Source organism: Rouxiella badensis, from assembly GCF_026967515.2.
Lineage (GTDB): Bacteria > Pseudomonadota > Gammaproteobacteria > Enterobacterales > Enterobacteriaceae > Rouxiella > Rouxiella badensis.
The window spans coordinates 2,039,129-2,059,667 of the sequence record NZ_CP114062.1 but is presented as its reverse complement, the minus strand read 5'-3'; the positions used below and the strand labels follow the sequence as shown (position 1 = coordinate 2,059,667).

Annotated in this window: 19 protein-coding genes and 2 tRNA genes; 10 read left to right on the top strand and 11 right to left on the bottom strand. The window is 52.5% G+C overall.

The features are described from left to right. Positions 1–11: 11 nt before the first annotated feature. From O1V65_RS09515 to ychF, 5 genes are all read right to left on the bottom strand, one after another. Positions 12–368 carry a cupin domain-containing protein gene (locus O1V65_RS09515; protein ID WP_017492164.1) on the bottom strand — a complete coding sequence of 119 codons (357 nt, stop codon included), beginning with the start codon at positions 366–368 and terminating at the stop codon, positions 12–14. Between the two features lie 203 nt (positions 369–571). Further along, positions 572–1,855 (bottom strand): c-type cytochrome, encoded by a 1,284-nt coding sequence (locus tag O1V65_RS09510; protein WP_084912945.1) that lies wholly within the window; start codon positions 1,853–1,855, stop codon positions 572–574. A gap of 16 nt (positions 1,856–1,871) precedes the next feature. Continuing rightward, positions 1,872–3,647, bottom strand: a complete 1,776-nt coding sequence (locus O1V65_RS09505; protein WP_269130454.1) for a GMC family oxidoreductase — start codon at positions 3,645–3,647, stop codon at positions 1,872–1,874. Between the two features lie 2 nt (positions 3,648–3,649). Then, positions 3,650–4,378 (bottom strand): gluconate 2-dehydrogenase subunit 3 family protein, encoded by a 729-nt coding sequence (locus tag O1V65_RS09500; RefSeq protein ID WP_017492161.1) that lies wholly within the window; start codon positions 4,376–4,378, stop codon positions 3,650–3,652. Between the two features lie 420 nt (positions 4,379–4,798). Further along, positions 4,799–5,890 (bottom strand): redox-regulated ATPase YchF, encoded by a 1,092-nt coding sequence (ychF, locus tag O1V65_RS09495; protein WP_017492160.1) that lies wholly within the window; start codon positions 5,888–5,890, stop codon positions 4,799–4,801. A gap of 190 nt (positions 5,891–6,080) precedes the next feature. Here ychF and O1V65_RS09490 point away from each other — a divergent pair, with 190 nt between their 5' ends. Continuing rightward, entirely contained in the window at positions 6,081–7,610 is a 1,530-nt protein-coding gene (locus O1V65_RS09490; protein WP_017492159.1) for a SulP family inorganic anion transporter, read from the top strand. Positions 7,611–7,687: 77 nt separating this feature from the next. Here O1V65_RS09490 and pth read toward each other — a convergent pair whose 3' ends face one another. Further along, the gene (pth, locus tag O1V65_RS09485; RefSeq protein ID WP_017492158.1) at positions 7,688–8,278 is read right to left on the bottom strand and encodes an aminoacyl-tRNA hydrolase; all 591 of its coding nucleotides are present in this window, start codon (positions 8,276–8,278) and stop codon (positions 7,688–7,690) included. Between the two features lie 299 nt (positions 8,279–8,577). On the opposite strand from pth, the gene ychH reads away from it, so the two are divergent. Further along, positions 8,578–8,850 carry a stress-induced protein YchH gene (gene ychH / locus O1V65_RS09480; protein WP_017492157.1) on the top strand — a complete coding sequence of 91 codons (273 nt, stop codon included), beginning with the start codon at positions 8,578–8,580 and terminating at the stop codon, positions 8,848–8,850. Between the two features lie 113 nt (positions 8,851–8,963). Here the strand turns inward: ychH and prs are convergent, their stop codons facing one another. The 3 genes from prs to lolB form a co-directional block, all read right to left on the bottom strand. Continuing rightward, the gene (gene prs, locus O1V65_RS09475; protein ID WP_026110560.1) at positions 8,964–9,911 is read right to left on the bottom strand and encodes a ribose-phosphate diphosphokinase; all 948 of its coding nucleotides are present in this window, start codon (positions 9,909–9,911) and stop codon (positions 8,964–8,966) included. A gap of 221 nt (positions 9,912–10,132) precedes the next feature. Continuing rightward, complete coding sequence (ispE, locus tag O1V65_RS09470) at positions 10,133–11,008, bottom strand: 4-(cytidine 5'-diphospho)-2-C-methyl-D-erythritol kinase (protein ID WP_017492155.1); 876 nt, start codon at positions 11,006–11,008, stop codon at positions 10,133–10,135. A 1-nt stretch (position 11,009) separates the two neighbouring features. Beyond that, a complete protein-coding gene (lolB, locus tag O1V65_RS09465) occupies positions 11,010–11,636 on the bottom strand; it encodes a lipoprotein insertase outer membrane protein LolB (protein ID WP_017492154.1) in 627 nt (208 codons plus the stop codon). Between the two features lie 335 nt (positions 11,637–11,971). Here lolB and hemA point away from each other — a divergent pair, with 335 nt between their 5' ends. The 7 genes from hemA to O1V65_RS09430 all read left to right on the top strand — a co-directional run bounded on the left by hemA (position 11,972) and on the right by O1V65_RS09430 (position 18,197). Further along, the gene (hemA, locus tag O1V65_RS09460; RefSeq protein ID WP_017492153.1) at positions 11,972–13,249 is read left to right on the top strand and encodes a glutamyl-tRNA reductase; all 1,278 of its coding nucleotides are present in this window, start codon (positions 11,972–11,974) and stop codon (positions 13,247–13,249) included. A gap of 96 nt (positions 13,250–13,345) precedes the next feature. Then, on the top strand, positions 13,346–14,428 hold the full coding sequence (gene prfA, locus O1V65_RS09455) for a peptide chain release factor 1 (protein WP_017492152.1): 1,083 nt from the start codon (positions 13,346–13,348) through the stop codon (positions 14,426–14,428). Continuing rightward, positions 14,428–15,282 carry a peptide chain release factor N(5)-glutamine methyltransferase gene (gene prmC, locus O1V65_RS09450; protein ID WP_269130453.1) on the top strand — a complete coding sequence of 285 codons (855 nt, stop codon included), beginning with the start codon at positions 14,428–14,430 and terminating at the stop codon, positions 15,280–15,282. Before prfA ends, prmC begins: the two co-directional genes overlap by 1 nt. 119 nt (positions 15,283–15,401) lie before the next feature. Beyond that, complete coding sequence (locus tag O1V65_RS09445) at positions 15,402–15,803, top strand: SirB2 family protein (protein WP_017492150.1); 402 nt, start codon at positions 15,402–15,404, stop codon at positions 15,801–15,803. A 2-nt stretch (positions 15,804–15,805) separates the two neighbouring features. Then, positions 15,806–16,615, top strand: a complete 810-nt coding sequence (sirB1, locus tag O1V65_RS09440; protein WP_017492149.1) for an invasion regulator SirB1 — start codon at positions 15,806–15,808, stop codon at positions 16,613–16,615. A gap of 68 nt (positions 16,616–16,683) precedes the next feature. Further along, positions 16,684–17,538 carry a 3-deoxy-8-phosphooctulonate synthase gene (gene kdsA, locus O1V65_RS09435; protein WP_009635433.1) on the top strand — a complete coding sequence of 285 codons (855 nt, stop codon included), beginning with the start codon at positions 16,684–16,686 and terminating at the stop codon, positions 17,536–17,538. An 89-nt stretch (positions 17,539–17,627) separates the two neighbouring features. Then, complete coding sequence (locus O1V65_RS09430) at positions 17,628–18,197, top strand: RBBP9/YdeN family alpha/beta hydrolase (RefSeq protein WP_017492148.1); 570 nt, start codon at positions 17,628–17,630, stop codon at positions 18,195–18,197. Between the two features lie 94 nt (positions 18,198–18,291). On the opposite strand, the gene O1V65_RS09425 is transcribed toward O1V65_RS09430, so the two are convergent. Continuing rightward, positions 18,292–18,381, bottom strand: a tRNA-Ser gene (locus O1V65_RS09425). A 197-nt stretch (positions 18,382–18,578) separates the two neighbouring features. Next, positions 18,579–18,668, bottom strand: a tRNA-Ser gene (locus tag O1V65_RS09420). A 395-nt stretch (positions 18,669–19,063) separates the two neighbouring features. Between O1V65_RS09420 and O1V65_RS09415 the strand changes: the two genes are divergently transcribed. Beyond that, entirely contained in the window at positions 19,064–20,533 is a 1,470-nt protein-coding gene (locus O1V65_RS09415; RefSeq protein ID WP_017493857.1) for a peptide MFS transporter, read from the top strand. Positions 20,534–20,539 lie beyond the last annotated feature (6 nt).

The window sequence follows — 20,539 nt, the reverse complement described above, 5'->3', positions numbered from 1 at the left end:
TTCAACGCAATTCAGGCAGCGTCAAAAATCACGTACAGCTTACGCATAGTGGTCTCAACCACCCAGGTGCCCTCGGTATTGGCCTCGAAGAAAAACGAGTCTCCGGCCGTAAAGGTCAATGTTGCCTCGCCGTCTGGGGTAAATGAACCGCTGCCACCGAGAAAATGCATGATCTCCGCCTGCCTGACCGAACGCCGGTAGCTGCCCGGCGTACATTCAAAGATACCGCTGTCGATGTCTTCCTTACCTGGAATGACCTTCTGCAGGCCGGAAAGCTTAACGGCAGGGGTATCGGGCAGTCCCTCAACGTTTCCCCAGGATTCCAACGCCTCGATAGAGGCCGGTTGTCCAATTTTTTGTACCTTCATTTAGTGAGTTCCTCAGCGTGGATGCAGTCAGGTTTTAGGGGGTTTTACGCTGTCCAGCTTACGGAATGCCTTAAAAACTTTATTAAACTTATGGGCGCTGGATTAACACATCAGAGTGCGAATCGACCCGGGTTTGGCAGGAAGTTTTGTCGGAGTGCGCTAAGGGGTGCAAACACACCCCATAGCGCTTTTCTTGTCGCGGGCTATTTCTTCACCTCAGGCTGGCCGACGCTCTGTTTCCTCAGTTTTGCCACCTCCTCGGCATTAACGGCTGACGCGCTATTTCCCCAACTGCTGCGAATAAAAGTTACCACGTCTGCCACCTGCTGGTCGTTCAGCCGCCATGCAAAATCTGGCATAGTCAGGCCGGTGATGGACTCGCGGGTTACCGGGGTTTTAGCGCCTGCCAGAACAATGTTGATCAGTGAGGACGGATCATCCCCCATCACGGCGGTATTCCCGGCAAGGGCAGGGAAGCTTTTTGTATACCCTTTGCCATCAATACGGTGACAGGCGGAGCAGTTATTCATATAAAGCAGAGATCCCGGTTGAGACATATCGCCTTTTATCAGCGCAGCGCTAGTCGAATCCGCTTTTGCAGAGGCTTGGGCCGGGGCATCGGACGACGGCAATGATTTAAGATAAGTTGCAATGGCGCTGAGATCGGCATCGGTGAGATATTGCGTGCTTTTCTCGATGGCTTCGCTCATGGGGCCAAATGCCGCATTCCCGTCGGTGTGGCCTGTCTTAAGGAACTCGGCAATCTCCTGCGCCGACCAGCTGCCCAACCCCGTTTTGCTATTGCCCGTCAGATCAGGCGCGGACCATCCGGCTAGCTGACCGCCGCTAAGGAAGCGCTTATCGTGCTGATCAAAGCCTTTTTCCTGATAAGCCAGTCCGCGCGGCGTATGGCAGGTTCCGCAGTGCGTAAGGCCCTGCACCAGGTAAGCCCCGCGATTCCATTCTGCACTTTGCGTCTGGTCGGGCTTATAGACATCGCTATCGTGGAAGGCCCAGTCCCACGCTGCCAGTGGCCATCGCATATTTAACGGCCATGGAATATCGCTCTTTCTGTTTGTCTGATGCACCGGCTTAACCTCATTCATCAAATAAGAATAAAGGGCGTGCATATCATCATCGTTTATTTTGGCATATTCCGTGTATGGCATGGCGGGATATAAACGATGACCGTCTTTTGCGATCCCTTGGCGTAACGCGCGTGAGAAATCTTCATAGCTGTAATTACCGATACCGGTGTCTTTATCTGGCGTAATATTGGTCGAGTAAATTGCCCCCACCGGAGTAACCATTTTCAACCCCCCTGTAAAAGGCGCGGAACCGGAGACGGTATGGCAGGCAGCACAGTCCCCTGTGGTGGCGATATATTCACCGCTGGCGACTTTTTCCTGAAAGTTTTCCGGGGCGGCCATGGCGAATTTGCAGGAAATAAATGCAGCAACAAATAACGAGAGTTGTTTTATTTTCATGTCTTTATTGCCTCAGTTAACGCTGAACCAGAGGCCCTGGATTTTTAAGATATTGCGACTTGATAGCGTTAGCGGCAAACAGCGTGGTCGCGCCAACGATTCCAGTCGGGTTGTAGGCAATGTTTTGCGGGAAGCAGCATGCGCCGAGAACAAAAACATTGGGCACATCCCAGCTTTGCAAATACTTGTTCACAACGCTGGTACGAGGGTCATCGCCCATGACCGCACCGCCGGTAGTATGCGTGGATTGATAAGGGCGGACATCGTAATGGGAATCCAGGTTTTTAAAGCCCATGCTGTAAGACAGCGGGTTGAGTTCCTTGACGATGTTCTCGACTTTTCCGGCCAGGAACTGGGTCAGTTTTAATTCATTTTGCTGCCAGTCGTAGGTCATCCTTAACAGCGGGAGTCCGTAGGCGTCCTTATAGGTTGGGTCGAGATCCAGGAAGCATTGCTTATACGGCATCACCGAGGCCGAGGAGCCGACGCTCATATTATGCAGATAGTTGTCTTTTATAGACTGCTTCCAACCCGATCCCCAGTTAGGTGCACCTTTAGGTAATACCATCTGTTGAATTGGTCTTGCGCCGGTGGCGTGGGCCGAAATACTGCCGCCGCCGATAAAGCCTACGTCGGAGTGGTCGAAGTTTTCACCGTTGAAATTATCGATATAGACCCCCGAAGCGCCCGCCGCGGCAAAGTGGTTGAAGTACACCTCTTTGCCAAAGAACAATTTGGCTGCGCCATCGATTTGATAGGCATAGTTTCTGCCCACCACGCCTTCACCGGTGTCAGGGTTGTAAGGTTTTCCAATCCCAGAAAGTAACAGCAGGCGAACGTTATGCAGCTGGAAAGCGCTGAGAATAACCAGCGAGGCAGGTTGTTCAACTTCTTCGCCATTAGCATCGATATAGGTCACGCCCGTGGCTTTCTTTCCGGTGGAGTCGGTAAGTACGCGCAGTACGTGGGAGTGGGGGCGCAATTCGAAATTACTGTACTGCTTGAGCGCCGGTATGACACAGGTCTGCGGTGACGCCTTGGAATAGTTGAAACAGCCAAATCTTTCGCAGAATCCGCAGTAGTTACAGGCCCCCATCTGAACGCCGTAGGGGTTGGTATAGCCGCCGGTGCTGATGGCCGCAGGACCGGAAAAGGCGTGATAACCCTGGTTCTTGACTACGTTGCGAAATAGCTGGCCCGCATACTGATCTTTCAGCGGTTTATTCGGATAGTCGCCGCTGCGCGGTGCTTCGAAGGGGTTGCCTCCCTCAATAATTTTGCCCTGAATATTCCCCGCCTGGCCTGAAGCGCCACAAATTTTCTCAAACTTATCAAAATAGGGCTCCATTTCCGCATAGGTAAAGGGATAATCCTGAACGGTCATATCAGCAGGAATAAATTTAGCGCCATATTTTTCAGTGATAGTGGTTTTAACTTTCAGGTCGCTTTCAAGCGGACGCCACAACAAACCGTTCCAGTGAACGCCAGCACCGCCTACGCCATCGCCGGGTAAGAATGAGCCCAAACGGCGGTAGGGATAGGCTTTGCTTCCTGGGGTATGGCGGATAGTGACCGTTTCTTTCGAAATGTTCTGGAATAACTTAAGCCTTATCCCATAAGTTAATTCATCAACGATGCGTGGATAGGTAAAGTCGGGGTAGGTATCACGCTGTTCGCCGCGTTCTAACGCAACAATTTTTAATCCAGTCTCGGATAATTCTCTTGCCATTACAGAGCCGGTCCAACCAAAACCGACAATAACAATATCAACTTGCTCTTTTTTTATCGTCATTTTTATGCGCCATTCTTACCTGAAATACTCACCGGACCCAGCGGGTAATGGGTATTGGGATTATCCATTACCTGAACAAAATCAGCGCGAGCGCCCGGGAAGCCGATCATTTTCCACGATGCCTGGGTGCGGTTTCCGCCATGAATAGGGTCGGCGAGATAGCCTTCTTTGGTGTTCTCCAACAGCTGGCCGAAAAACAGTTTGGAAGAAATATCGGCAAGCTGGATGTGACCCGCCTCAAGCGCGTGTAATACCCCCTCTCGCTCGGCATTTTCCAGGTCTGCAAATTTCTTCTGATATTTTTGCTGGCAGTATTGATCGGTGGCTTTAATTCCCCTGCGATATATATCACGCGGCACCAGATTAGTTTGATATCCCAGCTCTGGAATGGTTTGCTCAAACGGCGGTTGCATATACCACAAGGCGCCGTGACCGTAGGGCAGCTCCATTTGCTTATCAATATAGACAGGCACACCTTCGCTCACCGCACCGGGACCATTATCGTCCTGAGGAATTAACCGATCGGTGGCCGAAATAATGAAGCGCCATTCCTCGTGATTAAAAAATATCGGTACATATTGATAGACGAATTCATCCTCTTTATTTTTTTCAGCGGCTGAAACACTTTTTGCAATAACAGTTCCTGAAAGGGCGGTAACCGGCAATATCGCAAGGGAACGTTGAAGGAATTTTCTGCGAGAGTTTACAATCTCACCCTCTTCTTTTTTCATTATCTCCGACCTCAACTTATTGTTATAAAAAATAAATAAAAGTTAAAATAAAGTTACATATTTTGCGTTGGCAGACTTATAGCATGGGGTAATCACAAAAAACACAGGCTGACTGGTTATGAATGCCAACGGAGCAGGTTATGAATTGCCTAATGGAATGACTTTTTATGGGGTTTTACGCACCGGAATAACAACAGAAGGGGAGGGGAGATATCAGGTCTTGACGTATTTGGTTGCATATACTTACATGCATTAATGGACGTAAGTGAGCTTATTTAGCCTGTTTTTGGCGTTAGGATTAACTTTAGTTTAAGGGTAATGCAGAAAATGGGTATGTCATGGGCGAGGGATTTTTATATTCTAGATAATAAAAAACCACGCCGGAGCGTGGTTTTTAAATTCAACCGTAAAGATGGATAATTAAACGTTGAACAGGAAGTTCATTACGTCGCCATCTTTAACGATGTAGTCTTTGCCTTCTGAACGCATTTTACCGGCTTCTTTCGCGCCTTGCTCACCTTTGTAGGTGACGAAGTCGTCAAAACCGATTGTCTGTGCGCGGATAAAGCCTTTCTCAAAGTCGGTGTGGATCTTACCGGCTGCCTGAGGTGCGGTAGCGCCTACTGGAATGGTCCAGGCGCGAACTTCTTTCACACCGGCGGTGAAGTAGGTTTGCAGGTTCAGCAGCTCGTAACCTGCGCGGATAACGCGGTTCAGGCCCGGCTCTTCCAGACCCAGTTCAGCCATGAACTCAGCGCGGTCTTCGTCTTCCAGCTCGGCGATATCAGATTCAACGGCGGCACAAACGGCAACCACAACGGAACCTTCGGCATCAGCGATTGCGCGAACTTTGTCGAGGTACGGGTTGTTTTCGAAACCGTCTTCGTTAACGTTGGCGATATACATGGTCGGCTTCAGGGTCAGGAAGCTGAGGTAGCGGATGGCCGCTTTGTCTTCGTCTGACAGGTCAAGCGCACGCAGCATACCGGCTTGTTCAAGCTGCGGCAGGCATTTTTCCAGCGCAGCCAGTTCAGCTTTTGCGTCTTTATCGCCGCCTTTGGCTTTCTTCTGTACGCGGTGAATCGCGCGCTCACAGGTGTCGAGGTCAGAAAGCGCCAGCTCGGTGTTGATCACGTCGATGTCATCAGCCGGGTCAACTCTGTTGTTAACGTGGATGATATTGTCGTTTTCGAAACAACGGACAACGTGGCCAATAGCTTCGGTTTCACGGATGTTGGTCAGGAACTGGTTACCCAGGCCTTCACCTTTTGACGCGCCTTTAACCAGACCGGCGATATCAACGAATTCCATGGTGGTTGGGACAACGCGCTGAGGTTTCACTATCTCGCACAGTTTGTCGAGACGTGGATCGGGCATTGGTACAACGCCGGTATTCGGTTCGATGGTGCAGAACGGGAAATTGGCCGCTTCGATACCTGCTTTGGTCAGCGCATTGAAAAGAGTTGATTTACCAACGTTCGGCAGGCCGACGATACCGCATTTGAATCCCATGTTTTATATCACCTTAATATCTTAATAATCAGGAGCTTAAAGTAATCATCCTGATGTAATGACCATAATTCCGCTTATTATACACAGTTTGCGTGTTGAACTCGATCCGCATCTTTTTAAGGTAAAATGCCCCCACTCTTGTTATTGTCGCCTTGTTTGTTTTATTTAACTCAAAGTATTGGATATTCGCATGTTAACTCTGAAGAACTTCAGGGCGGCTGACGTCAAAAATGACGTATTGGCCGGCTTTGTAGTTGCTGTCTCAATGATCCCTGAAGCGGTGGGCTTCTCGCTGGTGGCAGGCCTGTCACCAATAGTCGGGTTACATACCGCGTTTATCATCGGTATCGTCACCGCGTTGTTCGGCGGTAAGCCGGGCATGGTGTCAGGTGCGGCGGGGTCGATAGTGGTGGTATTAATGAGCCTCGCGGCGCAGCACGGCATGGGCTACGTACTTTGGGCTACGCTGTTTGCCGGACTGATTCAGATTGCCATCGGCGTGTTCCGGCTGGGCAAATTTATTCGTCTGGTGCCGCTTCCCGCTATTCACGGTTTCGTCAACGGATTAGCGATAGTCATTATGCTGGCGCAGCTGCACATGATTGCCGGACAGGGGATGTTGATGTACGGGCTGGTGCTGCTGGCGATTGCCGTGGTCGTCATCTTTCCGAAAATTACCCGCGTTATTCCTTCGTCGCTGGCCGCGCTGATTATCGTTTCTGCGGTCGCGATAGGTTTTCACCTGCACACGCTGCGGGTCGGTGATTTAGCGGATATCTCTGGCGCATTGCCGAGCTTCTCGCTGCCGGCTGCGCCCTTTACCCTCGATATGCTGAAGGTTGTGCTGCCTTATGCGGTGGTTATCGCGCTGGTGGGACTCATCGAATCGCTGCTGACCATGACGGTGCTCGATGAAATGGGGGGCAAGAAAGGCAACGGTAACCGCGAGAGTATTGCGCAGGGTGCCGGTAATACTCTTTGCGGCCTGTTTGGCTGCTTCGCCGGGTGCGCGATGATTGGGCAGTCGATCATCAACTTCACCTCGGGCGGTCGCGGTCGCATCTCCGGCACGGTAGGCGCTATTCTGCTGATCCTCTTCGTGGTGAGCCTGGCGGATTATATCGGCCTGATTCCGGTCGCTGCACTGGCGGGCATTATGCTGGTGGTGTGCTATAACACCTTTGAGTGGAGCTCGTTCCGCCGTCTGCGCCGTATGCCGAAGTCTGACGCGCTGGTGATGGTGGCCGTGACCCTGATTACTATTTTCACCGATCTAGCCGTGGCGGTCATCAGCGGAGTGATTATCTCCGCGCTGGTCTTTGCCTGGCAGCACGCGCGTATCAGCATTCGCAGCCGTCAGCAGAAGGGGGATTTGGTGATGTATAAGCTGGAAGGGCCGCTGTTCTTTGGCTCAACCGCCGCCTTCGCCGAGCTGTTTACGCCAGAGCAGGATCCGCAAAATGTGATCCTGGATTTCTCGGCCACGCGGGTGATGGATTCAAGCGGCGTCGAGGCGATTGATAAAATCACCGGTCGCTATCTCGAGGCGGGCAAGACTATCCGTTTACGCCACCTGAGTGCCGACTGCGTGAGGCTACTCGCCAAGGCGGGGCCATTCTGTAGCCACGAGCTGGACGACCCAGACTATTACGTTGCGGAAGATAATTACCAGACTGACGATAAATCGTTGGGAAAAGAAACGTTTAGGGTAAGAACCTAACAACGTGGGTGAGAGAGGCTATGCGTAAGTTACCCCTCTCACGCTTCCCCCACGCCGGGGGAAGCGGCCTTAAACGCTTAACCTTCTGCTTTAAAACTGTGCAAACGGTTCATCGCTTTCAATAACCCGTCTTTCATCAGAATATCCGTACAGCGCAACGACTCGTCAATGGCTTCATCAATCAGCTTCTGTTCGCTGGCCGGCGGTTTACCGAGCACAAAACCGACGACCTTACTGCGATCGCCAGGATGACCGATGCCGATGCGCAGGCGATAGAAGTTTGGATTGTTACCCAGCTTGCTCTGAATATCTTTTAAACCGTTATGGCCGCCGTTGCCGCCACCCAGTTTGATCTTCGCGATACCGGGAAGGAAGTCCAGTTCGTCGTGGGCGACCAGAATTTCGGCCGGTTCAATACGGTAGAAGTTCGCCATGGCGCTGACCGCCTTGCCGCTCAGGTTCATGAAGGTGGTCGGCACCAACAGACGTACGTCTTGCCCATTCATTGATAAACGCGCCGTGTAGCCGAAGAATTTACTCTCTTCTTTTAACTGTTGGTTATGCTGACGGGCCAATTGATCCACATACCATGCACCGGCATTGTGGCGGGTCTGGGCATATTCGGCTCCGGGATTCGCCAGGCCAACGATTAATTTAATGCTGCTCACGTTCTTTTCGCTTCTCGAGGGAATAATCTGGCCGATAGTTTACCCGTGCTTTGCCGCCGTGCCAAACCGTGCGGTAAATAAAGCCCCCCATTACTTCAGAATCGAATAGTTACATTTTATAATTATTCACCTTTCAATGAGATATCCCCAAAGAAGCGTAAAGATTTGTCATTTTGCATCTCCACACTGTGATCGTGCCCGCAACCCCTCCCCGACGTGACGGCTATAATTTATACAGGATGAAGTGACGCTCTTTGCTTAATGCAAAGGAAAATGCAAAGGATTTAAGGAGGTGACGAATGAAACGTAAAAACGCAGCCCTGTGCGGTAACCTGTTGATGGGAGTAGGATTGGTTATCATGGTTGGCGGTATCGCCTATGCGGTACTCAGCCAGGTGTCCAACCTTGGCATGCCTGACTTCTTCACCCACGGTGCCGTCATGAGCATATTCATCGGTGCACTGCTGTGGTTAACCGGGGCACGGGTCGGGGGACGCGAAGCCGTCGCCGATCGTTACTATTGGGTACGTCATTACGACGCTCGCTGCCGTAAAAATCATCGCCACTCCTGACCCTAACCGCTGCGTGAAGCGAAAGCGCGCTGACTTAAGGTTAGAAACTAAAAAGCCCCGGGGATCCGGGGCTTTTTATTGTTAATCGCTTTTATACCGCACGGTTAAAAGGATTAATGCTCGAACATCGCTGAAATCGATTCTTCATTGCTGATACGGCGGATGGCTTCAGCCAGCATGCCGGACAGCGTCAAAGTGCGCACGTTTTTCAGGGCGCGAATTTCAGGAGACAGCGGGATGGTATCACACACGATCACTTCATCAATCACGGAGTGCTTGATGTTCTCTACGGCGTTGCCGGAGAAGATTGGGTGAGTCGCATAGGCGAAGACACGCTTGGCACCGCGCTCTTTCAGCGCTTCAGCGGCTTTACACAGGGTGCCGCCGGTGTCGATCATGTCATCAACCAGGATACAGTCACGACCGCTTACGTCACCAATAATGTGCATCACCTGCGAAACGTTTGCGCGAGGGCGACGTTTATCGATGATGGCCATGTCGGTGTCATTCAGCAGTTTAGCAACGGCACGCGCACGAACAACGCCGCCGATGTCTGGAGAAACCACGATTGGGTTTTCGAGATTTTGCTGCATCATGTCTTCGAGCAGGATTGGGCTACCGAACACGTTATCAACCGGGACATCGAAGAAGCCCTGGATTTGTTCTGCGTGCAAATCAACGGTTAAAACGCGGTCAACGCCTACGCTGGAAAGGAAGTCGGCAACGACTTTGGCGGTGATCGGTACACGCGCTGAACGCACGCGGCGATCCTGACGTGCATAACCGAAGTAGGGGATAACTGCCGTGATGCGGCCGGCAGAGGCGCGCCGGAGTGCATCGACCATTACCACGAGTTCCATCAGGTTGTCGTTAGTAGGCGCGCAGGTGGATTGGATAATGAAAATATCTCCGCCACGTACATTTTCGTTAATTTGCACACTTACTTCACCGTCACTAAAACGACTGACGGCGGCGTCACCTAGGCTGGTGTATAAACGGTTGGCAATACGTTGTGCTAGTTCCGGGATGGCGTTACCAGCAAAAAGCTTCATATCAGGCACGAGAAGAACCTCAGGCTTGCGTCCAGAGAAGATATCGGCTTGTGATTTCACCGGGCGGTGAGCGAAACCACAGCAATATACATACGTACAACTTACCCTTCGTCCCTCAGCGAGCGGCGGATGTTTCCGCGGGCTGAAGTCGGTCAGGTATACAGATTAAATCTAAAAAATTCCGAGAGGCTGGCAAAGAACAGACACAAATAGCGGGAACTTGTGACTCTCTACGCTTTGGCTGCGGCTCTCATCAGCTCGGCACGTGTTTTGTGCAGCGGCGAGACGTTAACGCCTCGGGCGACAAAACCGTTAATCCATGCCGGCGCCTTACTCAACACCTCGTTGGCGGACTCCTCTGTGTCGAATTCGGCAAACACACAGGCCCCTGTTCCGGTGAGGCGCGACGGCGCGTATTCTAGCAGCCATGAAACAAGCTGTTCAACCTCGCAAAAACGTTTTCTTGCAATAGGTTCACAATCATTAGTGTAAGTTGTGTGCAATAGCACATCAATCGAGCGTTTTGGCGTATCTCGAATCAGTTCGGGATCGCCAAAAATAGCCGGTGTCGGAATACTGACGCCAGGATGCGCGACCAGATACCATTTTTCTGCCGGTGAAACGGGCTGTAACACTTCCCCGATGCCTTCGGCAAACGCGGCGTGTCCCATCACAAACACCGGCACGTCTGCCCCGAGGGTAACGCCCAGCTCCGCCAGCTCGCTGTCGCTGAAATGGCAATTCCACAGCAGATTGAGCGCCACTAACGTGGTTGCCGCGTTGGAGGAGCCCCCACCGAGACCTCCGCCCATCGGCAGACGCTTTTCTATCTGGATGTCCATACCACACGGCGACGGCAGGCCTTGCTGCGCCATACGCGCCTGCAACAGTTTCGCGGCACGTATAATCAGGTTCTGCTCATCCGGCACGCCCTCGACGGAAGGGCTGAGCGTGATTTTATCGTCATCACGGGGCGTAAACGCCAGGCTGTCTCCGTAGTCAACAAACTGAAACAGGGTTTGCAGATTGTGATAGCCGTTGGCGCGTTGCCCGGTGATGTACAGGAATAAATTGAGTTTAGCCGGAGATGGCCAAAAAAGCGTCATCTCAGTTTAGCGTCCAGCTGTCCATTTTTAACTTAATGCGCTGCGTGCCCTGAGTCATCTCGAGGCGGTTCGGCAGCGGTGGTGTGACGGTAGTGTCGTAGCTCTGATAGCTGACGCTGCCGTTGAGGCCTTTCTGTTTATAGTTGACCTGGCGCAGACGGTACTGGCTGTCGAGGCTGAAGTCGCTGCTGTCGCCCGGCAGGCCCAGCATCCACTGGCGCATATTGGACAGCGGGATCGACATGCCGGTCAGCTTCTGAATCATGTCATCAGGATTGTTGCTGGTGTATTGTTTACCCTGATTATTAGTCAGCTGCGCGTTGCCGTCCTGCACTTTCAGTTCCATCTCGGTGCTGCCCAGCGGATTGGTCAGCAGCAGGCGATAGCTCTGTGGCGAGAATTGCTGCCAGAAGAAGTGCGCATACACTTTCTGACTGTCTGAGATATAGGCGAAGGATCCGCGGGTCTGGTAGTGATCCAGTTGCTTAACCTGCTGTTCGTGCTGACGCCACTGCGGCGAAGTCGGGCTGGTAGAAGGACCGGTGGTCGGCGAGAAGGTCGAACAGGCGGTCAGCACCAGGCTGGCGAGAGGAAGCAGGCGAAGCAGGTTGGCTTTATGCATTGGCATAACGAGTCGGGTCCTTTCATTAAAACAATCTTCCGGGGAGTCTAGCACACCTTGCAGGCGGAGGCTGCCCAGCGTTGAAGTTTGAAAAATCACGCGATGATGAGGGAATCACTTTGCCTTTGACAGCAGGTTAATGTAATCAGCTTTGTCTGGGAAAAGTGGCCAATTTTGGTGTAAATGATTATCAATCTCTACTGCTAGGTGCCGTTAATCACAGCTTTTTACAAAAACCGGACAGATAGTGCGGTGTGGCTTTTATTGATCTCACTCATCTTGTAGAATGCGCCTCAGACGTAAACCCATACAAAGAAAAGTCTCTTTCGACTATCGCTCCCATGACCCTACTTGCATTAGGTATTAATCACAAAACCGCCCCGGTATCTCTGCGTGAAAAGGTCACGTTCTCGCCAGACACTATCGAACAGGCGCTCTCCAGTCTGCTTCAGCAACCGCTGGTGCAGGGCGGCGTCGTGCTGTCAACCTGTAACCGCACCGAGCTGTATCTCAGCGTCGAGCAGCAGGAAAAGCTGGCGGGAAAGGGCGATGTGCATGAGCAGCTGGTTGCCTGGTTATGTGATTATCATCAGTTGAGCGCGGAAGAGGTCAAGAAAAGCCTTTACTGGCACCAGGATAACGACGCAGTCAGTCACCTGATGCGCGTCGCCAGCGGTTTGGATTCGCTGGTGCTCGGCGAGCCGCAGATCCTCGGTCAAGTGAAGAAAGCCTTTGCCGAATCGCAGCACGGTCATGCGGTGTCGGGTGAGCTTGAGCGTTTATTCCAGAAGTCATTCTCAGTGGCAAAACGCGTGCGCACCGAAACCGACATCGGGGCCAGCGCGGTTTCCGTTGCCTTCGCCGCCTGTACGCTGGCGCGTCAAATATTCGAATCTCTCGCTGAAGTCAACGTGCTGCTGGTCGGTGCGGGTGAGACCATCGAGCTTGTCGCACGTCATCTGCGCGAACACAACGTCCGTCATATGATGATTGCCAACCGTACCCGCGAACGTGCGCAGGTGCTTGCCGATGAAGTTGGCGCTGAGGTTGTTTCTTTGCAAGACATCGACGCCCGTCTGGCCGATGCCGATATTATCATCAGTTCTACCGCCAGCCCGCTGCCGATTATCGGTAAAGGCATGGTCGAGCGTGCGCTGAAAGCGCGTCGCAATCAGCCGATGCTGATGGTCGATATCGCGGTTCCCCGTGATATCGAGCCGGAAGTCGGCAAACTCGCCAACGCCTACCTTTATAGCGTTGATGACCTGCACAGCATTATTCAAAAAAATCTTGCCCAACGTAAGGCCGCCGCGATTCAGGCAGAGTCTATCGTCGAGCAGGAAAGCTCCAACTTTATGGCCTGGTTGCGCTCTCAGGGCGCCGTTGAAGTTATCCGCGATTATCGCTCCCGCGCCGATACCGTCCGCGCCGATATGGAAGCCAAAGCCCTGGCGGCAATTGCGCAGGGTGCCGACGTCCAAAGCGTTATTCACGAACTGGCCCATAAACTCACCAACCGCCTTATTCATGCCCCAACCCGTTCACTGCAACAGGCCGCCAGCGATGGTGATGTTGAGCGTTTGCAAATTTTACGCGATAGTCTCGGTCTAGATCAGTAAAATACCCGAAAGGTCGAGTACCTGAAGGCGGCCACCACACCTGCGTCTGGATGGACGCGGGTATAGTTCTTATTATCACAGGGTAAAACACTACGCATGAAGCCTTCTATCGTTGCCAAACTGGAAGTGTTACAAGAGCGCCATGAAGAAGTTCAGGCGATGCTCGGCGACGCCACTGTCATTGCCGATCAGGAAAAATTCCGCAATCTTTCTCGCGAATATGCTCAGTTGAGCGATGTTTCCGCCTGCTTCCTGACCTGGCGTCAGGCGCAGGAAGACCTGGTCGCCGCGCAGGAGATGCTCGACGATCCCGAGATGCGCGAGATGGCGCAGGACGAAATCAAGCAGTGTGAGGCCAAGCTCGAAGAGCTCGAGAAAGAACTCCAGCTGCTGCTGCTGCCAAAAGATCCCGACGACGAGCGCAGCGCCTTCCTTGAAATCCGCGCCGGAACCGGCGGTGACGAGGCGGCGATTTTTGCCGGTGACCTGTTCCGTATGTACAGCCGTTATGCCGAGACGCGTCGCTGGCGCGTCGAAGTCATGAGCGCCAACGACGGCGAGCACGGCGGATATAAAGAAGTGATCGCCAAGGTGACCGGTGACGGCGTTTACGGTCAGTTCAAATTCGAGTCCGGCGGCCACCGCGTTCAACGCGTCCCCGAGACCGAATCGCAGGGTCGTATCCACACTTCTGCCTGTACTGTTGCCGTGCTGCCTGAGGTTCCTGAGGCCGAAATGCCTGAAATCAACGCCGGTGACCTGCGTATTGATACCTTCCGCTCCTCGGGTGCGGGCGGCCAGCACGTTAACACCACCGACTCGGCTATCCGTATTACCCACTTGCCGACCGGCATCGTGGTTGAGTGTCAGGACGAACGTTCGCAGCACAAAAACAAGGCTAAGGCACTCTCTGTGCTGGGCGCGCGTATTCGTGCCGCTGAGGTGTCAAAGCGTCAGTTAGAAGAGGCCTCAACGCGCCGCAATCTGCTGGGCAGCGGCGACCGTTCTGACCGCAACCGCACCTACAATTTCCCGCAGGGAAGGGTGACCGACCACCGCATCAACCTGACAATCTACCGTCTGGACGAAGTGATGGAAGGCAAGTTGGATATGCTTATCCAACCTATCGTGCAGGAATATCAGGCCGACCAGCTCGCCGCGCTGTCCGAGCAGGAATAATGGACTTTAGCCGCTGGTTGACCCAAGCCGTTGGGCGTCTGGCGGCCAGTGATAGCCCGAAGCGGGATGCTGAAATCCTGCTCGGGCACGTCACCGGTCGTACCCGCACCTATATCATGGCCTTTGGCGAAACAGAGCTTAGCGACGATCAACGGCTACAGCTCGAGTCTTTGCTGAGCCGACGCGAGAAGGGCGAACCCGTCGCCTATCTGGTCGGCGAGCGTGAGTTCTGGTCTTTGCCGCTGTCCGTTTCTCCCGCCACGCTTATCCCGCGCCCCGACACCGAGTGTCTGGTTGAGCAGGCGTTGCTGCGCCTTGAGCCTTCCCCTGCGCGAGTGCTGGATTTAGGCACCGGCACCGGCGCTATTGCGCTTGCTATCGCCAGCGAAAGGCCCGACTGCCAGATAACGGGCGTTGACTTACAGCCCGACGCCGTGGCGCTGGCGCAGTACAACGGCAGCAAACTCGCTATCCCCAATGCCCAATTTTTGCAGGGCAGCTGGTTTGTACCGGTCGGGGAGCAATCCTTCGAGATTATCGTCAGTAATCCTCCCTATATTGACGCCACCGACCCGCACCTTGCGCAGGGTGACGTACGCTTTGAACCCGCTACTGCCTTGATTGCAGACAATAAAGGTCTCGCCGACATTGACTATATTGTCTCTCAGGCACCGGCATTTCTTGTGCCCGGCGGCTGGCTGTTGCTCGAGCACGGTTGGGAACAGGGAGAGTCTGTCAGAACTATCCTACAGGCAGCCGGTTTTAACGCAATTGAGACGGTCAAAGACTATGGGGATAACGATCGCATCACTCTTGGACAATGGCCCGCTTTGTCTCAGGCCGAGTTGCCCTGATTTTGAAAACCCCCTCGGCCTGTTTTGGATGAAAATTTCGTCCTAAAGTGTCGCAGGTATGAGGGACATCCCGCAATAATTGAGCCTTTTCGGCTAACCTAATAAAAAAGGAAGCAGTAATGTCATCATATATTTGGGTAAAAGATTTCCATATCGTGTTTATTACGTTAAGTATCGCGCTCTTTGTGCTGCGCTTTTTCTGGAAATGGGCGAATGCCGACATCATGCAGAAGCGCTGGGTCAAGATTGCGCCGCATATCATTGATACCTTTATGTTGTTAAGCGGCATCTGGCTGGTCTTCATTACCCACTTTTATCCTTTCTCCCCACAAGGTTCATGGCTGACCGAAAAGCTATTTGGCGTTATCATCTATATCGCTCTTGGATTTGTGGCTCTAGGGTCAGGCAAGGACGGCTTGCGCAGCCAAAAGACGCGCTGGGTGGCTTTTATTCTGGCCTTGGGTTGTTTGTATTTGATTGTTAAGCTAGCCATAACAAAAATACCGCTGCTAATGGGATAACTATGAGCACCATTGCTGATTTTGAATTTAACACTGCGCCGTTAAGTGCAGGTGTCATCCTGGTGACGCAGGCAATCCGCTTTGATTTTAAGGCCGACGATGTCAATCGCCAGTTACAGGCGCTGATCGACGAAGCCCGCAGTAAGGTACCTGAAAACCTGAGTCAGGATCAGCAGCTGGAAGTACTGATTGAACTGTTTTATCGCACCTGGGGTTTTGGCGGAGCAGGCGGCGTATACCGCCTGTCCGATGCAATCTGGATAGACAAAGTGCTGGCCTCGCGTCAGGGTACGCCGGTGTCGTTGGGGGTCATTTTCCTGCACATCGCCCATGCGCTTGAGCTGCCGCTGATGCCGGTCATTTTTCCGACCCAGCTTATCCTACGAGCCGACTGGCTTGACGAAGAGATGTGGCTGGTCAATCCGCTCAACGGTGAAACGCTTAGCGAGCACGTTTTAGAAGTGTGGCTGAAAGGCAATCTTGGCGTTAGCGCCGAGATAGAGGACGAAGACCTCGAAGAGGCCGACCACACCATGATTATCCGCAAGATGCTCGACACGCTCAAAGCCGCACTGATGGAAGAGAAACAGATGGAGCTGGCGCTTAGCACCAGCGAAGCAGTGCTCGAGTTCGATCCCGACGATCCCTATGAGATTCGCGATCGCGGGCTTATCTATGCGCAGCTCGACTGCAATCACGTGGCCATCTCGGATTTGAATTATTTCGTCGAGCAGTGCCCGGAAGATCCGATTTCCGAAGTGATTAAAGTTCAGATTCACTCTATTGAACAAAAGCAGATAACGTTACATTAATGAGCTCGGCGTGAACCGGGCGATAACGCTTACATTTGTACCATTAATTTATTGATTAAGGCCAAAGCATGAAACATAAAGTGGTTAGCATTAAGGACATCAACGTAGCAAACGATTTGCCGTTTGTGTTGTTTGGCGGCATGAACGTGCTGGAATCACGTGACATGGCGATGCGCGTTTGCGAACACTACGTGAAAGTGACCGACAAACTTGGCATTCCTTATGTTTTCAAAGCCTCTTTTGACAAAGCCAACCGTTCTTCCATCCACTCTTACCGTGGGCCTGGCCTTGATGAAGGCATGAAGATTTTCCAGGACCTGAAAGCGGCCTTTGGCGTGAAAATTATCACCGACGTTCATGAAAGCTGGCAGGCACAGCCGGTTGCCGACGTGGTTGACGTGATTCAGCTGCCTGCTTTCCTGGCTCGTCAGACTGACCTGGTTGAAGCTATGGCCAAGACTGGCGCGGTTATCAACGTCAAGAAACCCCAGTTCGTTAGCCCAGGCCAGATGGGTAACATCGTCGACAAGTTCAAGGAAGGCGGCAACGATCAGGTTATTCTTTGCGATCGCGGAAGCAACTTTGGTTATGACAATCTGGTCGTTGATATGCTGGGCATGAACGTGATGATTAACGCCACTGGCGGCCATCCGGTTATCTTCGACGTGACCCACGCATTGCAGACCCGTGACCCGTTCGGTGCTGCTTCTGGTGGTCGTCGCGCGCAGGTTGCCGAGCTGGCGCGCGCGGGCATGGCGGTGGGCATTGCTGGCCTGTTTATCGAAGCTCACGAAGATCCGGCTCACGCCAAGTGTGACGGTCCTTCTGCGCTGCCACTGGACAAGCTTGAGCCGTTCCTGGTGCAGATGAAAGCCATTGACGACCTGGTGAAAAGCTTCCCGGCGCTGGATACCAGCAAATAAGCATTGCTGACGCCTTAATATGGATGTCAGTTAACGAGAGGCGACCTTGGGGTCGCCTTTTTAATGTTATCGATACTCGTGAGATATAAATGGAAACAAGCTTTCTTATCGTTCCGGGTTATACCAATTCAGGTCCTGAACATTGGCAGTCCTATATAGAAAGAAAATACTCAAATGTTAGCCGTGTTGTTCAAGATGACTGGAATACCCCAGATAAAGAGACGTGGGTTGCCTGTCTGGACGCTTTTATAAAACAAACACCCGGCAATATTGTGCTGGTAGGCCACAGCTGTGGGGCTGTCGCGGTTGCGCAGTGGGCAAGCTTGTATTCGGAACAGAGAGTCAAGGCCGCCGTTTTGGTGGCGCCTGCCGACGTTGACTCAGCCACTGCACTTGAAGAAATCCGTCAACAGAGGCCATTACCGGCACAGAGAATCGCTTTTCCGACACTGCTCATTTGCAGTGATAACGATGAGCATCTTTCTCTGGACAAAGCCCACACCTTGGCCGCCGCGTGGGGAAGCGAAATAACCGTCATCTCAAAAGCAGGGCATATGAATACCGCAGCGGGTTATGGAGAGTGGATTGCAGGTGAGGAAATGATCGAGAATTTCACGGGTGAAAAACTGATCGAGAGTCGTGCAACGTTGTGCAACTGAACTCCCTAAACTTTCCCACTGTGTTTTGCTAATTTTACCGTCATGAAACGCAGAAAAAAAGGCCCTGATTTTCATCAGGGCCTTTTTTTAAATTTGGCGGTGAGAGAGGGGTTCGAACCCTCGATACGCTTTCGCGTATACACACTTTCCAGGCGTGCTCCTTCAGCCACTCAGACACCTCACCGTGGCGTTGCTCTGCTGTAGCAGCTCAACGGGGCGCTACTATAGGGAGACAACCATTTTGGGTCAAGGATTATTTCCGAAATGTTGACTGTGTGCTTAGGAGTTCAGCAATCTGCTGATAAATTACTCGCTTAGGGTGCTGCGGCGAGCAGAAACGAAAAAGGGTCCAGATTTTCATCTGGACCCTTCCGCATAATATGGCGGTGAGAGAGGGGTTCGAACCCTCGATACGCTTTCGCGTATACACACTTTCCAGGCGTGCTCCTTCAGCCACTCAGACACCTCACCGTAGTTGGACAAACACACTGTGCTTGCTCAACGGACGCTAATGTAGGGAATTCTGCCCCCAGCGTCAACACTCTTTTAGTTTTTCCGATTCGTTTAGCGATTTTTAAAGCAATTTGCTGATTTACAGAACAAAAAGGCTCATATAACGACAGCCTCGGGGTGATTTACCCTTGTTTCAGCCGCGGCTTGTTCTTCTATTTTTGCCCGTTTTGGCGGGAAAAGCATCGTGTGGTTATAAGAAACAATTTATTCAAAGAAATGCTAGGAATTTTGCTAACGACATCGGTATAACATCGTAGCACTTAAAAACCAGAGCATAAAAAACCGCCGCGTTTTTGAGCAGCCATCATCCATGCATTTTTCGATTGTTCAACAAGGCAGTACAGGGGTTTGACTTGAGTTATTTAGAAAACACATCACACCATCGTTCGGTGGTACCTGAGGGGTCCGGCGCACTGTTCTTTATCCAGACTTTCTCGACGTTGGGCTTTGCGGTTCTTTATTCCACGCTGGTGCTCTATGCCACTAAACGTCTGGGATTCAGCGAAAGCCAAGCCAACACCATCATGGGCGTCTTCGGTGCCTTTAACTATGGCCTGCATATGTTTGGCGGCTATCTTGGCGGACGCTACCTCAGCAACCGTAACCTGTTTGTGCTTGGTATGGTGCTGCAAGTCATTGGCTGTGCGCTGATTGCCCTGGCAGGCGTTACCGGGCTTTACTGGGGACTGGCGATGTTCCTGACCGGCAGCGGACTGAACGTGACCTGCCTGAACATGATGCTGACTCAGCGTTTCAAGCCGGAAGATGACCGCCGTGAAGCCGCGTTCTTATGGAACTATGCAGGTATGAACCTCGGGTTCTTTATTGGTTTTGCCGTCGCGGGCTATTATCAGCTGACGGAAAACTATCGTGCGCTGTTCCTGTTTGCCACGCTGGGCAATGCGGTCGCTATCGTGCTGACCCTGTCGCGTTGGAATATCCTCAAGGATATCAATACGCCGCTTAACCAGGTCAATTCACGTCAGCTTATGCAGCGCATGCTGGTGGGCATCGCGATTCTGGTGGTGCTGGTACCTGTCATTCGCGTTTTGCTGACTCATGCCGCCTTTAGCAGCTATTTTGTGGTTGTGCTTGGCGCAATTATTTTCATCATCATGGGCAGGGTGACCGCTCGCCATCGTCAGCAGGATGAAAAAAGCCGCATGAAGGCTTACCTGCTGCTGGCGGCGGGTTCGCTGGTGTTCTGGACGCTCTACCAGCTCGCGCCGATGGGCCTGATGTTGTTCTCCGAGAACAACATCAACCTCAACGTTTACGGCTTCCGCGTCGCGCCACAGTGGATCCAGGACATCAATACCGTGGTCATCGTCGTCGGCGGGCCGCTGATGGCACTGCTGTTCAAGCATTTGCGTCAGCGTGGCTGGCGTATCGATATCCCGATGCAGTTCTCCGGCGCGCTGTTCTGCATCGGACTGGGCATGCTGGTGCTGCCGCTGGGGATTCATTTTGCCGGCAGTGACGGCCTGATGGCGTTCAAATGGATCGTTATTAGCTACGTTTTCCAGAGCATTGGCGAACTGATGATTTCACCTATCGGCTACGCGATGATTGGCAAACTGGCCCCGGCTCGTTATCAGGGCGTGATGATGGGTTGCTGGATGATGGTGACCGGCGTCGCTTCCGTGCTGGCGAGCTATATCTCTGGCCTGATGCCCACCAATACCGGCAGCACGCCGCTGCTGACCAATCCGGGCTACAGTGAAGTGTTCAACGTGCTGGGCTGGGGCTCGGTCGCGACCGGCGTCGTGCTGATGCTGCTTGTCCCGCTGCTGCGCCGCTTGATCCAGCGCGTACCTGCGTAAATACTG

Bases quoted from the DNA above. Each gene is read 5' to 3' on its own strand.
- O1V65_RS09505 (WP_269130454.1), bottom strand. From the start codon at position 3,647: ATGACGATAAAAAAAGAGCAAGTTGATATTGTTATTGTCGGTTTTGGT.
- lolB (WP_017492154.1), bottom strand. From the start codon at position 11,636: ATGCCAATGCATAAAGCCAACCTGCTTCGCCTGCTTCCTCTCGCCAGC.
- O1V65_RS09445 (WP_017492150.1), top strand. From the start codon at position 15,402: ATGTCATCATATATTTGGGTAAAAGATTTCCATATCGTGTTTATTACG.
- ispE (WP_017492155.1), bottom strand. From the start codon at position 11,008: ATGACGCTTTTTTGGCCATCTCCGGCTAAACTCAATTTATTCCTGTAC.
- O1V65_RS09490 (WP_017492159.1), top strand. From the start codon at position 6,081: ATGTTAACTCTGAAGAACTTCAGGGCGGCTGACGTCAAAAATGACGTA.
- prmC (WP_269130453.1), top strand. From the start codon at position 14,428: ATGGACTTTAGCCGCTGGTTGACCCAAGCCGTTGGGCGTCTGGCGGCC.
- sirB1 (WP_017492149.1), top strand. From the start codon at position 15,806: ATGAGCACCATTGCTGATTTTGAATTTAACACTGCGCCGTTAAGTGCA.
- O1V65_RS09500 (WP_017492161.1), bottom strand. From the start codon at position 4,378: ATGAAAAAAGAAGAGGGTGAGATTGTAAACTCTCGCAGAAAATTCCTT.
- kdsA (WP_009635433.1), top strand. From the start codon at position 16,684: ATGAAACATAAAGTGGTTAGCATTAAGGACATCAACGTAGCAAACGAT.
- O1V65_RS09430 (WP_017492148.1), top strand. From the start codon at position 17,628: ATGGAAACAAGCTTTCTTATCGTTCCGGGTTATACCAATTCAGGTCCT.
- O1V65_RS09515 (WP_017492164.1), bottom strand. From the start codon at position 368: ATGAAGGTACAAAAAATTGGACAACCGGCCTCTATCGAGGCGTTGGAA.
- hemA (WP_017492153.1), top strand. From the start codon at position 11,972: ATGACCCTACTTGCATTAGGTATTAATCACAAAACCGCCCCGGTATCT.
- ychF (WP_017492160.1), bottom strand. From the start codon at position 5,890: ATGGGATTCAAATGCGGTATCGTCGGCCTGCCGAACGTTGGTAAATCA.
- O1V65_RS09510 (WP_084912945.1), bottom strand. From the start codon at position 1,855: ATGAAAATAAAACAACTCTCGTTATTTGTTGCTGCATTTATTTCCTGC.
- ychH (WP_017492157.1), top strand. From the start codon at position 8,578: ATGAAACGTAAAAACGCAGCCCTGTGCGGTAACCTGTTGATGGGAGTA.
- prfA (WP_017492152.1), top strand. From the start codon at position 13,346: ATGAAGCCTTCTATCGTTGCCAAACTGGAAGTGTTACAAGAGCGCCAT.